The organism is Phenylobacterium sp. (assembly GCF_044372605.1).
GTDB lineage: Bacteria > Pseudomonadota > Alphaproteobacteria > Caulobacterales > Caulobacteraceae > Phenylobacterium.
In genome coordinates this window covers 1-12648 of sequence record NZ_JBILRO010000084.1, presented here as the reverse complement: position 1 = coordinate 12648, position 12648 = coordinate 1, and the positions used below count along the sequence as shown (strand labels likewise).

At 66.1% G+C, this 12648-nt stretch carries 11 protein-coding genes and 1 pseudogene; 7 read left to right on the top strand and 5 right to left on the bottom strand.

Going from position 1 to position 12648, the window contains the following annotated elements:
• Together ACIQ42_RS08915 and ACIQ42_RS08910 are read right to left on the bottom strand one after the other, a co-directional pair.
• Nucleotides 1-239: pseudogene (locus ACIQ42_RS08915) on the bottom strand (ABC transporter substrate-binding protein); the annotation flags it as partial.
• A gap of 17 nt (nucleotides 240-256) precedes the next feature.
• The gene (locus ACIQ42_RS08910) at nucleotides 257-892 is read right to left on the bottom strand and encodes a TetR/AcrR family transcriptional regulator (protein ID WP_397421845.1); all 636 of its coding nucleotides are present in this window, start codon (nucleotides 890-892) and stop codon (nucleotides 257-259) included.
• Nucleotides 893-1031: 139 nt separating this feature from the next.
• Between ACIQ42_RS08910 and ACIQ42_RS08905 the strand changes: the two genes are divergently transcribed.
• Together ACIQ42_RS08905 and ACIQ42_RS08900 are read left to right on the top strand one after the other, a co-directional pair.
• The gene (locus ACIQ42_RS08905) at nucleotides 1032-1928 is read left to right on the top strand and encodes a class I SAM-dependent methyltransferase (protein WP_397421844.1); all 897 of its coding nucleotides are present in this window, start codon (nucleotides 1032-1034) and stop codon (nucleotides 1926-1928) included.
• A complete protein-coding gene (locus tag ACIQ42_RS08900) occupies nucleotides 1925-2716 on the top strand; it encodes a TrmH family RNA methyltransferase (RefSeq protein ID WP_397421843.1) in 792 nt (263 codons plus the stop codon). The genes ACIQ42_RS08905 and ACIQ42_RS08900 overlap by 4 nt, the downstream gene beginning before the upstream one ends.
• 183 nt (nucleotides 2717-2899) lie before the next feature.
• Here the strand turns inward: ACIQ42_RS08900 and hrpB are convergent, their stop codons facing one another.
• Complete coding sequence (hrpB, locus tag ACIQ42_RS08895) at nucleotides 2900-5329, bottom strand: ATP-dependent helicase HrpB (RefSeq protein WP_397421842.1); 2430 nt, start codon at nucleotides 5327-5329, stop codon at nucleotides 2900-2902.
• 126 nt (nucleotides 5330-5455) lie between these two features.
• Between hrpB and ACIQ42_RS08890 the strand changes: the two genes are divergently transcribed.
• The 5 genes from ACIQ42_RS08890 (at nucleotide 5456) to ACIQ42_RS08870 (ending at nucleotide 10058) form a co-directional block, all read left to right on the top strand.
• Entirely contained in the window at nucleotides 5456-6982 is a 1527-nt protein-coding gene (locus ACIQ42_RS08890; protein WP_397421841.1) for an amino acid permease, read from the top strand.
• A gap of 75 nt (nucleotides 6983-7057) precedes the next feature.
• Nucleotides 7058-7744 (top strand): MBL fold metallo-hydrolase, encoded by a 687-nt coding sequence (locus ACIQ42_RS08885; protein WP_397421840.1) that lies wholly within the window; start codon nucleotides 7058-7060, stop codon nucleotides 7742-7744.
• A 66-nt stretch (nucleotides 7745-7810) separates the two neighbouring features.
• Nucleotides 7811-8548, top strand: coding sequence for a response regulator (locus ACIQ42_RS08880; RefSeq protein ID WP_397421839.1), 738 nt, complete (start codon nucleotides 7811-7813; stop codon nucleotides 8546-8548).
• Nucleotides 8545-9882: an ATP-binding protein gene (locus ACIQ42_RS08875; protein ID WP_397421838.1), complete on the top strand. Its 1338-nt coding sequence runs from the start codon at nucleotides 8545-8547 to the stop codon at nucleotides 9880-9882. The genes ACIQ42_RS08880 and ACIQ42_RS08875 overlap by 4 nt, the downstream gene beginning before the upstream one ends.
• A complete protein-coding gene (locus tag ACIQ42_RS08870; protein WP_397421847.1) occupies nucleotides 9879-10058 on the top strand; it encodes a general stress protein in 180 nt (59 codons plus the stop codon). The genes ACIQ42_RS08875 and ACIQ42_RS08870 overlap by 4 nt, the downstream gene beginning before the upstream one ends.
• On the opposite strand, the gene egtB is transcribed toward ACIQ42_RS08870, so the two are convergent.
• Nucleotides 10055-12256: an ergothioneine biosynthesis protein EgtB gene (gene egtB / locus ACIQ42_RS08865; RefSeq protein ID WP_397421846.1), complete on the bottom strand. Its 2202-nt coding sequence runs from the start codon at nucleotides 12254-12256 to the stop codon at nucleotides 10055-10057. The genes ACIQ42_RS08870 and egtB overlap by 4 nt on opposite strands.
• A gap of 153 nt (nucleotides 12257-12409) precedes the next feature.
• On the bottom strand, nucleotides 12410-12625 hold the full coding sequence (locus ACIQ42_RS08860; RefSeq protein WP_397421837.1) for a CocE/NonD family hydrolase C-terminal non-catalytic domain-containing protein: 216 nt from the start codon (nucleotides 12623-12625) through the stop codon (nucleotides 12410-12412).
• Between the last annotated feature and the right edge of the window lie 23 nt (nucleotides 12626-12648).

Genomic DNA, 12648 nt, shown 5'->3' with positions numbered 1-12648 from the left:
GGCTCCCCGCCCCAGTAACGGACCACCACATCAGGCCGCGCCGCCAGTACGGATTCCAGATCAACCCGGCGCTTTGGCAGACCACTGGCCAGAAGCCGGAGGCGGGAATCGGCATCATCAGCGCGACTTGAGACGCCTACGATCGCGTCGCGCGGGCTGAGCGCCATGACGAACTGGTCGGCGCACTGGTCCAGCGACAGGACGCGGGGCGCGGCCTGCACGCCTAGCGGCGCCGACACCAACGCCAGGCCCAGGATCAGTCGATGACCAGCCCGTGCAACATGCCGTCCAGCGTCACGGTCATGATCTCGTCCAGGTCTTCCCAACCAAAGGCGGGGCGGCTGGTCGCGAGGGCCACCACGCCATGGCAGGCCATCCACAGCGCCTTGGCCGCCGTGTCGCCCGTGCCCGTCCGCAGGCGGCCACTGGCGGCTACCTCGCGCACCACGTCGAAGAAGGTGTCGTAACATTGGCGGCTCAGGTCTGTGGCGCCCTCGGGCCAAGGGGTGTTCGATACCGGACCCCGCTGACAATAGACAAGCTGATAGGCGTTAGGCTGCTCGAACCCCCACTGCATGTAGGCCTCAAGCATCATCCGAACCCGCACCACCGGATCAAGAGGCAAGCCCGCAATCTCGCTGTTTCGGGCCAGCAACACCCGGAACGTGATCTCGGTGATCTCGTGGAGGATCGCCGCCTTGTCCGGAAAATGCATGTAGAGGGCCGTCGAGGACACGCCCACCTCGTCGGCGATGCGACGGATGGTGGCGCCCTCATAGCCTTCGGCCACAAAGATGCGTTCGGCGGCTTTAAGGATCTCGGCCCTTCGAAGGTGGCCATCCCCTTTCGCCTTGCGCGCGGTTTTCCGCGTCGCAGCTGCGATCATGCTCATGGAGTCTCCCCACTTCATTAGCACGCACAGCGGAGCCTAGTTCCGGGCTGATGACAAGCCTTTGTCACATGAGCGCAATAATCCATGACCAAGCGGCAGGGGCTGGACGCGCGGGCCGGGTTCGGCTTCAAGGTCGCTCATGAACCCGCCCCGGATCGCCGAGACGCCTGGCGTGATGCGCACCACCGGCTGGGCCGACTACGCGCTGCTGGATAGCGGCGGCGGGCGGAAGCTCGAGCGGTATGGCCCCTATCGCGTGGTCAGGCCAGAGCCCCAGGCGATGTGGACCCCTCGCCTGCCCCCCGCCGACTGGGACACCGCCGACGCCGTGTTCGACCCCACCGATGAGGATGAAGCCGGCAACTGGCGGTTCCGGGAGCGCCCGCAGGAGAGTTGGCCGCTGAGCTGGGGCGACGTGAAGTTCCATGGCCGGTTCACGGCGTTCCGGCATCTGGCGTTCTTTCCGGAGCAGGCGGCTAACTGGGCCTGGCTGGATGGTCAGGTGAGGGCCGCCGGCGGACAGCCCCGGGTCCTGAACCTGTTCGGATATACCGGGGTCGCCAGTCTGGTGATGGCTGCGGCCGGCGCGGCGGTGACCCACGTTGATGCGTCGAAGAAGGCGGTCGGGTGGGCACGGGAGAATGCCGAGCTCTCTGGCCTGACGGATCGTCCGATCCGCTGGATCACCGAGGACGCACGCAAATATGTCCAACGGGAGGTCCGGCGAGGGTCGCAGTATGAGGGGATCATCCTTGATCCGCCCAAATATGGACGTGGCCCCACGGGTGAGGTGTGGCGGCTGTTCGAGGACTTACCTGAACTTACGGCGTTATGTGCTCAACTTCTTTCCAGTAGTTCCAGCTTCCTCGTCTTGAACGCCTATGCCGAACGGATCTCCGGCGCGGCGCTGGCCGGATTGTTGGCGGACAAACTGGGCTCGCGGGGCGGCGGGATCGAATGGGGCGAACTGGCCCTGACGGAGGACTCGGGCGACCGGGCCATTGGCATGAGCTTTTACGCCCGGTGGGCGCCGTGAGCGCGCGCACCGTTACATCCCTCACCAACCCGACGGTCAAGGCGGTCCGCGCCCTGCACATGCGCAAGGAACGCGATGAGACGGGACTGTTCGTCGCCGAGGGCCTGAAGACCGTCATCGAAGGCGTCGAAACAGGCCATGCGCCGAAGATCCTGTTGTACGGCCAGGGCGCTGCGGACCACCCCCTGCTTCAGAACGCGATCCGGGCGACGCTGCAGGCCCGGGGCGAAGTGATCGAGGTGACGCAGGACATCCTGGCCAAGGTGTCGCGGCGGGACAATCCTCAGGCCGTGGTGGGCGTATTTCCGCAGGTTTTCAGACCACTCGCCGAAATCGATCCGGCAGCCGCGCCCTGCTTTGTGGCCCTGCATCGGGTGCGCGATCCCGGCAATCTGGGGACCATCATCCGCACCGCCGACGCGGCAGGTTGCGGCGGCGTGATCCTGGTGGGTGAATGTTGCGATCCCTGGTCTGTCGAGGCGGTGCGCGCCACCATGGGCTCGATCTTCGCCGTGCCGCTGACGATGGCGACGGAAGCTGAGTTTACGGATTGGCGCGCGGGCTGGCCGGGCTCTGTGGTGGGCACCCTGCTCTCCGCTGAAGTCGACCACCGCGAGGCAGTCTACGCCAGGCCTGTGTTGCTATTGATGGGCAACGAGCAGCAGGGCCTGACGCCGGACCTGGCCGCTCTGTGTGACGTCAATGTGAAGATTCCCATGCGCGGCCGGGCCGATAGCCTGAACCTGTCCGTAGCAACGGGGATCATGATCTATGCGGCCACGGGGTAAGTGGGAGAACGGCCTGCGGATTTGGGCAATCGGTCTCCTGATGAGCATGATGGTGGCCGGTCATGTGTTCGCACAGGCGGCGGTCGCTCCATCAAACCCCGAGATGGCGCGGATCTTCTCCGAGGATCAGTCCGACCGTTCCGAAGAGCTGTGCATCAGAAAGCCTCATGAATGGGATCGACCTCACGTCCCCCGAGGCTTCGCCCGGGCCGTGGGACGGGCCACCGAGGGGTCCTCCGGCCAGACGTGTTTGGGATAGCGGCCTCGCATGTCGGCGCGCACGTCCTTCCACGAACCCTTCCAGAAGCCGGGCAGGTCCCTGGTCGTCTGGATCGGACGGTGGCCGGGAGACAGCAGAGACATGGTCAGCGGTACGCCGCCCACGGCGGGGTGCGAGGTGAGCCCGAACACCTCCTGCACCCGCACATCCACGCGAGGCCCGGTCTCGGCTGTGTAGTCGACGACGAAGCTGTTCCCGGTCGGCGCGGTCCAGCGTGCCGGCGCCTCAGCGTCCAGGCGGCGCTGCAGGTCCCACGGGATCAATGACCGGACCGCGTTGTCCAGGGCATCAGGCTTCAGAGCATTGAGCGCCCGAACCCCGACGAGCAGCGGCTCAAGCCAGCCGTCCAGGGTGGCCACCAAGGCGGCGTCTGACAGATCCGGCAAGACGGCGTCCCGGGCACGCAGGAAGGCGGCGCGTTCGCGGAGGGCTGCCGTGGCCGGACTCCAGGGCAAGGTCGCCAGTCCGTCTCGACGGACCCGATCGGCCAGGGCTCCGGCGATCAGGGCCGGGTCGGGATTGTCGAGGATCTCCTCGCGCACCGTCAGTCGACCCAGGCGGGTCAGGCGCTTGGCGCGCAGGCGTCCCTGACCCGTCTCCTCAAGACGATCCTCGATCTCGAACTGGTGCTCAAAGGCCGCCAGCTCGGCGGGATCCAGCGGCGCGGCCAACAGGATACGGTCGCGGCGGTCGCCGCCGCCCAGTTCAGCCACCGCCAGCCAGGGTTCGCGCGCCATCGCGTCTGTGGGTTCCAGAAAGGCCCCGCGTCCGGAGACCAGCTGAAACTCCCCCTGCCCGCCCCGCGCCCTCGCCACGCGCTCGGGATAGGCAAATGCGAGCAGCAGGCCGTCGGACAGGGGTTCGGCGTCTCCCGCCTTCGCGGCGAACCGCGCCCAGCGGTCGGCCAGCGCCCGGGCATCGCGGGCGCGCGGCGAGCGGTCGCGGTCCAGGCCCTCCAGACGATGGCGCAGGTCGACGTCGCGACCGCCGAGACCGCGCTCGGTGATCAGGGCGGCGATGCGGGCGGCGCGCAGGGCCTGACCGGTGTCCGCACCCTTCAGCACCATATGCGCCAGCCGTGGCGGCAGGGGCACGGCGCTCAAGGCGTGACCGTGCGCGGTCAAGACGCCGTGACTGTCCAGCGCGTCCAGGCGGGAGAGCAGCGCGCGGGCCTCAGTGAAAGCCGCGGCGGGCGGCGGATCGAGGAATGCCAGATCGGCGGCGTCCTTCGCGCCCCAACGGGCAAGGTCGAGCGCCAAACCCGACAGATCGGCGTCCAGGATCTCGGGATCCGCATAGGCCGGCAGGGCGCGGGTCTCTGCCTCATCCCAAAGTCGGTAACACACCCCCGGCTCCGTCCGCCCGGCACGGCCCCGGCGCTGGTCAGCGGCAGCGCGGCTGACGCGCACGGTGGCCAGGCGCGTCAGGCCCGAAGCCGGATCAAAGCGCGGGACACGGGCCAGCCCACAGTCGATCACCACCCGCACCCCCTGAATGGTCAGGCTGGTCTCGGCGATGGAGGTGGCCAGGACGACCTTGCGGATCCCCTCAGGGGAGGGACGGATCGCGCGGTCCTGGTCCCGAGGGTCCAGTGCTCCGTAGAGCGGCGCGATCTCCACATTGGGGCGTCGTCGCTCAGCGAGCCGCTCGGCCGTACGCAGGATCTCGCCCTGCCCCGGCAGGAACACCAGCAGGCTTCCAGGCTGCTCGGTCAGAGCCGTTTCCACCGCCCGAACCACCTGGTCTTCGAGGCGAAGGCGATCATCGCGGCCAAGATAGCGGGTCTCCACCGGAAACATCCGCCCCTGGCTGTCGATCACCGACGCGCCGTCCAGCAACCGCGCCACGGCCGCGCCATCCAGCGTGGCGGACATCACCAGAAGGCGCAGGTCGCCGCGGAGCAGGCGCTGGGTGTCGATGGCCAGCGCCAGACCCAGGTCTGCATCAAGGCTTCGCTCGTGAAACTCATCGAAGATCACACAGGCGATGCCGGCAAGCTCGGGGTCCGCCAGGATCATGCGCGTGAAGACACCTTCGGTGACCACCTCGATGCGGGTGCGCGCGGACACCCGCGACTGCATCCGGACCCGGAAGCCGACCGTCTCGCCTACCGGCTCGCCCAGCGTGGCCGCCATGCGCTCGGCGGCAGCGCGCGCGGCGAGGCGGCGAGGCTCCAGGACGATGATCCGCCCATCACCCCGCCAGGCCTCGCCAAGAAGTTCCAGCGGGATCACCGTGGTCTTGCCAGCCCCGGGCGGTGCGACAAGCACGGCGCTGGGCCCGGCGGAGAGGGCCGCCTTCAATGCGGGCAAGGCCTCATGGATCGGCAACATTCCTGCGCCTCTAGCCGCAAGCCGACGCGCCCGCCAGTGCTTGGTGCTTGACCGGACCGCTGCAAGCGAGCCACGGTCATGACAGTGATTTTACAGAGCGGCCGGGGGCCGCTGGTGGGAGGAACAATGTGGCGCGTTAAGTCGCTGGACGCCATTCTGGCGACGGCCGAGAAGAAATCCCTGCAACGGTCCCTGGGCGCGTTCCAGCTGACCATGCTGGGGATCGGTGCGATTATCGGTACTGGAATCTTCGTGCTGACCGCGGAAGCGGCCCAGAAGGCCGGCCCGGGTATGATGCTGAGCTTCGTGATCGCCGGCTTTGTCTGCGCGGTTGCCGCGCTCTGCTACGCGGAAATGTCAGCCATGGTGCCGGTTTCCGGCTCGGCCTACACCTACAGCTACGCCGTGATGGGCGAGATGCTGGCCTGGATGGTGGGCTGGGCGCTGATCCTGGAGTACGCCGTCGCTGCGGGCGCCGTTTCGGTGGGCTGGTCCGGCTATGTTGTCGGACTGCTCGAAAACGCCCTTCATCTGGATATTCCCGACCTGTTGGTGCGGGGCCCGTTTGATGGCGGGATGATCAATCTGCCGGCCATGGGTATCGCCTTGCTGGTCACGGCCCTGCTGGTGGTCGGCACGCGGGAGTCTGCAGCGGTCAACGCCTTCCTGGTCTGCATCAAGGTGGCCGCCCTCCTGCTCTTCATCGTGCTGGCGGTGCCTGTCATCAAGATGGAGAATTTCGAGCCCTTCTCACCGCTGGGCTTCGGCGGCATCAGCGCGGCTGCGGCCTCCATCTTCTTCGCCTACGTGGGCTTCGACGCCGTCTCGACGGCGGCTGAGGAGACCAAGAACCCTCAACGCAACATGCCGATCGGCCTGATCGGATCGCTTGGCATCTGCACGATCTTCTACATTCTGGTGGCGGCCGGCGTGATCGGCACGGTTGGCGCCCAGCCGGTGCTTGGCGCCGATGGCGCGGGCCTTCGTCCCGGAAGCCCGGAACTCAGCGCCGCCTGCGCGGCCATCGGCGACGCCAAGGTCGTCTGCTCCAAGGAAGCCCTGGCGTGGACCTTGCGGGAAATCGGCTGGCCCCAGATCGGCAACCTGATCGGTCTGGCGGCAGGTCTGGCCCTGCCCTCGGTCATCCTGATGATGATGTTCGGCCAGACCCGGATCTTCTTCGTCATGAGCCGCGACGGCCTGTTGCCGCCGATCCTCTCCACCGTCCATCCCAAGTACAAGACGCCGCACATCATCACGATGATCACCGGCGTGTTCGTGGCCCTGTTCGCCGCCTTCTTCCCGGTGGGAATCCTGGCCGATATCTCTAACTCGGGCACCTTGTTCGCCTTTGCCATGGTGGCGGTGGCGGTTCTGGTGCTCCGCCGGACAGATCCCGGTCGCAATCGACCCTTCCGGACGCCGGCGATCTACGTCGTGGCGCCGCTGGCGGCAGCGGGTTGTGTCTATCTGTTCTTCAGCCTGCCGCAGGATACGCAGATCATGTTTGCGGCCTGGGCGACGATCGGTCTGGTCGTCTATTTCCTCTACGGCTATCGCAAGAGCCACGTGGCGCACGGAGAGCCGGGCGAGGTCCACGAACTGGACGCCGACGCGCCTCCGGGGCCGGTTCCGCCCATGCCGGGCTCCTGATCAGAACACTGGATTGGCCCGGGTGCGAACCCGGGCCTTTTCATGTGAGCCAAGAGGCACGATCATAGGGGCGACATGAACGCTCCAACGCCTCAGCCCCGCCCCTTGCCGATCCGCGCCCTCATCGCGCCGGTCACCCCGCTCCAGCAGAACTGCACCATCGTCTGGTGCGTGAAGACGATGAAGGCGGCGATCATCGATCCCGGCGGTGAGGTGCCGCGCCTGATGGCCGCACTGCAGGAGCAGGGTCTGACCCTCGAGAAAATCTGGATCACCCATGGCCACCTGGATCATGCCGGGGGCACGGCGGCGTTGAAGGCCCTCACCGGTGTGCCCATCGAAGGGCCGCATCCGGACGACGCCTTCTGGATCGATGAAATCAGCGCATCCGGTGCGAAGTGGGGCATGCCGGAGGCCCGGACATTCACGCCTGATCGGTGGCTGCAGGACGGCGACACCGTAACGCTCGGCGAGACGGTGTTCGAGGTGATCCATTGTCCCGGCCATACCCCCGGCCACGTGGTCTTCTTCAACCGCGAGGCCCGCTTCGCGCAGGTGGGCGACGTGCTGTTCCAGGGCAGCATCGGACGCACCGATTTCCCGCGTGGAAACTACCAGGACCTGATCGACGCCATTACGCAGAAACTCTGGCCACTGGGTGACGACGTGCGTTTCGTGCCCGGTCACGGTCCGATGTCCAGCTTCGGTCAGGAGCGCCTGACCAATCCGTTCGTGTCGGACGCGGTGCTGGCCGGAGATTGATCTCCGAACCGTTCACGTTTCAGGATAGACATTCGTTTGTTACGGGCCGCACCCAGGTTCCCGGCCATGGAGCAGACAATCGATATGGCCGACGCGGGCGCCCGAATTCTGATGGTCGATGACGACGCGGGAATCCGCGACGTCGTGTCCGATTTCCTGGGACGCCACGGATATCGTGTGGAAACGGCGGCGGACGGCCAGGAAATGGAGCGCGCGCTGGAGCGCGGCCCGGTTGATCTGATCGTGCTGGATGTGATGCTTCCGGGCGAGGACGGGCTGGCGATCTGCCGGCGGCTGACCTCTTCTGACAGTTGCCCGCCAATCATCATGCTGTCGGCGATGGGCGAGGATACGGACCGGATCGTGGGGCTAGAACTCGGGGCCGACGACTATCTGGCCAAGCCCTGCAATCCTCGCGAACTTCTGGCCCGGGTGCGAGCGGTGTTGCGTCGCGCGGAACAGAGATCGACCGGCAATGCGCTCGGCGCGGGCTGCGAGTTCGCCGGGTGGCGACTGGATCTGGTGCGGCGTGAACTGCGCTCACCCCCCGGCGTGGTGGTAAACCTGTCCTCGGGTGAGTTTTCACTGCTGCGGGCCTTTGTCGAGCGACCGCAGCGGGTGCTCACACGCGATCAACTGCTGGAGTTTGCCCGGGGACCGGATTCCGACGCCTTTGATCGCGCAATCGATGTTCAGATCAGCCGCCTGCGTCGCAAACTGGACGACGGCGGCGGCAACCACGACCTGATCCGCACTGTTCGCAACGAGGGCTACATGTTCACCGTCAAGGTCAAGCGCGCGTGACCTCTACCCGGCGTCCGGGCGCACCCCTGCTGGTGCAACTCCTGACCCTGACCGGCTTGGCGCTTGTGGCAGCGTGGGCGACAAGCACCTTGCTGCTCTTTCTGCTGCCTCCGCCGGCGCCGGATTTCTACAGGCTCTCGGAAATCGAGAGTACCTACGCCGGCCGTCAATCTGTGCCGAACGATCGCCGGCCGCTCATCCGGGATGTGCGCTCCGAGGCGCCGGCGCCTGAACTCAAGGGAGGAGCGTTCGCAGCAATCCGGACGAAGTTCGCCGCAGACCTGAAAATTCCCGAGACCGACATAATCATTGCCGGCGAGCGCGGCCCCATATCTGACCGGAATGTCGGACGCGTTGTCCGCGATCGTGCCTCGCGCAGCAGCGCTGACGATCAACACATCCTGATCGCTCCATTTCAGCTGGGGGTACGCCAGGCGGACGGATCCTGGCTTGTTATTCAACCGAAGCCCAGTTTCGGCCTTACCAACTGGCAGAAGCGGCTGGCGATCTGGTTTTCCCTCTCGGCTCTGGCGATGGCCCCGATAACCTGGCTTTTCGCACGACGGCTGACCAGGCCGATCCAGGTATTCGCCGACGCCGCCGAACGTCTGGGGCGGGATCCCGGCGCGCCACCGCTTGAGGTCCACGGTCCGGCCGAGATCGGCGTCGCCGCCCGCGCCTTCAACGAAATGCAGGGGCGCTTGCGCCGCTATGTCGAGGATCGCACCGCCATGGTGGGCGCCATCGCCCATGACCTGCGCACGCCCCTCACCCGCCTCCGTTTCCGCATCGAGAGCCTGCCTGAGGATCAACGGCGCAAATATGCCGCCGATCTGGACCAGATGGAGGAGATGATCGCAGACACCCTGGCCTTTGTGCGTGACGCCACCCGACCCGGCGAGCGAACGCTGCTGGAACTCTCCTCCCTGGTGGAAAGCCTTTGCGATGAGATGGCCGAAACGGGTTCAAGCACCGAAGTCGAGCGCAGCGAAAAGGTAATCCTTGAGGGAGACCCCATGGCGCTGCGGCGACTGGTGTCGAACCTGCTGGAAAATGCCGTGAAGTTTGGCGGCCAGGCCCGCGCGCGGGTGTTTTCCGACGCTGGGAGCGCCGTTGTTGAAATCGATGATGACGGTCCCGGAATTCCCCCGGCCGACAGCGAGAAGGTTTTCGAACCCTTCTATCGCCGCGAGCCTTCTCGCAGTCGGGAGACCGGCGGGATCGGGCTTGGTCTGGCTGTGGTGCGCTCCATTGCCCGGGGACACGGCGGCGACGTAAGCCTGATCAACCGCGCGGGTGGCGGCCTTACCGCCCGGGTTCAACTTCCCCTATAGTCGAAGGCCAATTCCTGTCGCCGCAACGCCGCCTCGACATCGCGCGCAAGGGCGGCGCCAGCGTGCCCGGTGAGAAGCGCAGCGTCGCCAAGGATCGCGATCTGGCCGCCACAGCCGGCCACAAGGGCGGCGAAGCCCCACGCGGCGGCGGGCGCACTCGTCTCCTGGACCTCTAGGCGCGCAGGAGAACAATGGCGAAGGCGGGGTAGGCGCTCACCCACTCCGCCTCACGCGACCAGCCGGCGGATTGCGCGAGATCGGAAAACCCGCTCAGGGTGAACTTGTGAGAATTCTCGGTGTGGAGGGTCTCGCCTGCCTCAAACCGGAATGTCGCGCCGCAGACTTCGACGACCTGGGGCTTCAGACTTTCAAGGTGCATCTCGATACGGCTGTCCGCCGCGTTCCAGCGCGCGCGATGCGTGAAAGCGGAGAGATCGAAGGTTCCACCCAGTTCGCGATTGATACGAACCAGCAGGTTCTTGTTGAACGCGGCGGTGACGCCCCGGGCGTCGTCGTAGGCGGCCACCAGCGTCGGTTCGTCCTTGACCAGATCAATGCCGACCAGAAATGCCGCTCCGTCGCCCAGCAGGCGTCGGGCGCTCCTGAGGAAGGCCTTCGCTTCCAACCCCGTGAAATTGCCGATGGTGGAGCCGGGGAAGAAGCCCACGACGGGCCGCCCGGCGCAGGCCGCAGGCAAGGATATGGCGTTCGTGAAGTCATCGCGAAGCGGCGCAACCACCAGGCCGGGATAGTCTACCCGCAGCCCTATGGCGGCCGCCTCAAGAGCAGAGGCGCTGATATCGATCGGCGCGTAAACCGCCGCTTGCGGCGCTGCGTTCAGCAGAATGCGGGTCTTGACGCTGGCGCCGCTGCCAAACTCAACGAGCGCCGAACCTGGCGCAATGTGGGTGGCGATCTCCTGCGCAGCCTGCTGCAACAGCGCCACCTCGGTCCGCGTCGGGTAGTATTCCGGCAACCCGGTGATCGCCTCGAACAGATCAGAGCCGGCGGCATCGTAGAAGTGCTTTGGCGGGATCGACTTCCGCTGTTTCGAAAGGCCCTCGAGCACATCCTGCTCGAAATCCGAAACCTCAAGCCCGTCTCCGGCACCATCGCAGGCCAACCGGACCCCTGAGAACATCCAGCGCTGGCCCGGATGGAAGAAATTTCGGTAGCTGGGCCGAGTGTGACCGGCAGGCGTGACGCACGCGCCGCCTCGCAACACGAACTGACCCGACATGAACTTGCCGTTGTACTCCCCCACCGCGCCGGGCGCGGTCCGGAAGCCCGGATAGGGCAGATAGGCGCTGCGCGTCCATTGCCAGAGCTCACCGGCCATCTGCCGGAGCCCGACGCCGGGCGACGCCGCACGCGCGTCGAGCTGGCCTCGGCCCGCCTCGCCATTCTGGAAGCTGGTGGAGGTTGCGGCATGTTCCCATTCAGCCTCGGTCGGTAGCCGGACGCCGGCCCAGGCCGCATAGGCATCGGCCTCGTAGTAGCTCACGTGGCTGACCGGCGCTGCGGGATCGAGCGCCCTGAGGCCATGCAGGCTCATGACGCGCCATTCATTGTCGTCGTCATGCCAGTAGATCGGCGCTCGCCAGCCCTCGGCCTGCGCCAGGGCCCATCCGTCCGCCAGCCAGAGTTCCGCCCGGCGATAGCCGCCGTCCGCCATGAACGCCAGCCACTCTGAATTGGTGACGAGACGGTCGGCGATGCGGAACGGTTCCAGCCATACGCTGTGGGCGGGGCTCTCATTGTCGAACGCGAAGTCTTCCCCGCCATGGCCGATCTGGACCAGGCCACCTTGAAATCCGACATAGGTGAGCGGGGAGAGGGGCTGAGAAGGCGTTGCGGGACGCGGCGGCGCAAAGGCTGGTGAGAGCGGCGATTGGGCGAAGAGATGCAGAATGTCCATCAGCAACAGCTCCTGATGCTGTTCCTCATGCGCCAGGCCCAGTTCGACCAGGTCATGCATCGCCCGGTCCGCCCGGACGGCAAGAAGCCTGGTCATGGCAGCATCCACATGGGCCCGGTAGGCCATCACATCGGCCAGCGACGGCCGGGTCAGCATTCCCCGCGCCGGTCTCGGCTGCCGGGGTCCGACGGCCTCGTAGTATGAGTTGAAAAGGTAGCTGAAGCGGGGATCGAAGACCTTGTAGCCTCGCGCTCTTGGAACCAGCAGGAAGGTCTCGAAGAACCACGTCGTATGCGCCAGATGCCATTTGGTGGGGCTGGCGTCGGGCATCGACTGAGCCGCCATGTCCTCGGGAGTCAAGGATCGCGTCAGGCCCTCCGTCGCTTGGCGAACAGCGTTGTAACGGTCCTGAATGCCCTGCCCCGTCAGGTCGGTGATGACGCGCGACAGGCTCATGGAAGTTTCGGTCTCGCCCATTTGACGGAGTTCCTGAGGGGTCAAGTCTGACGGAAGACCCCTGCCTGTGACAGACAGGGCGTCCTTCGACAACGCGTTACTCGCCCAGTGGATGCAGTCTGATGACCGCCCGGACCTTGGGGCGACGGCCTGTTACCTGCCTTCGGCCGGGTAAACCAACGGCAGCACCACCGCAGAGGGACGCGACGCATCCATACAGATGGTGTTTACCGCCGCGCGCGGCTTCGCCTTTCCGTAGGTGTTCTCTCCGGTGTTGGGATTGACCTCGAAACGCGGTGCGTTTGACGAGGTCACGTGGACCGCGATCCGATGGCCTTTCTCGAAAGTCAGTGCGGTAGGCTGGATCACCGGTCAGCGGGGAACATCTGCTT

Bases quoted from the DNA above. Each gene is read 5' to 3' on its own strand.
- ACIQ42_RS08880 (WP_397421839.1), top strand. From the start codon at position 7,811: ATGGAGCAGACAATCGATATGGCCGACGCGGGCGCCCGAATTCTGATG.
- ACIQ42_RS08905 (WP_397421844.1), top strand. From the start codon at position 1,032: ATGAACCCGCCCCGGATCGCCGAGACGCCTGGCGTGATGCGCACCACC.
- ACIQ42_RS08885 (WP_397421840.1), top strand. From the start codon at position 7,058: ATGAACGCTCCAACGCCTCAGCCCCGCCCCTTGCCGATCCGCGCCCTC.
- ACIQ42_RS08890 (WP_397421841.1), top strand. From the start codon at position 5,456: ATGTGGCGCGTTAAGTCGCTGGACGCCATTCTGGCGACGGCCGAGAAG.
- hrpB (WP_397421842.1), bottom strand. From the start codon at position 5,329: ATGTTGCCGATCCATGAGGCCTTGCCCGCATTGAAGGCGGCCCTCTCC.
- egtB (WP_397421846.1), bottom strand. From the start codon at position 12,256: ATGAGCCTGTCGCGCGTCATCACCGACCTGACGGGGCAGGGCATTCAG.
- ACIQ42_RS08910 (WP_397421845.1), bottom strand. From the start codon at position 892: ATGAGCATGATCGCAGCTGCGACGCGGAAAACCGCGCGCAAGGCGAAA.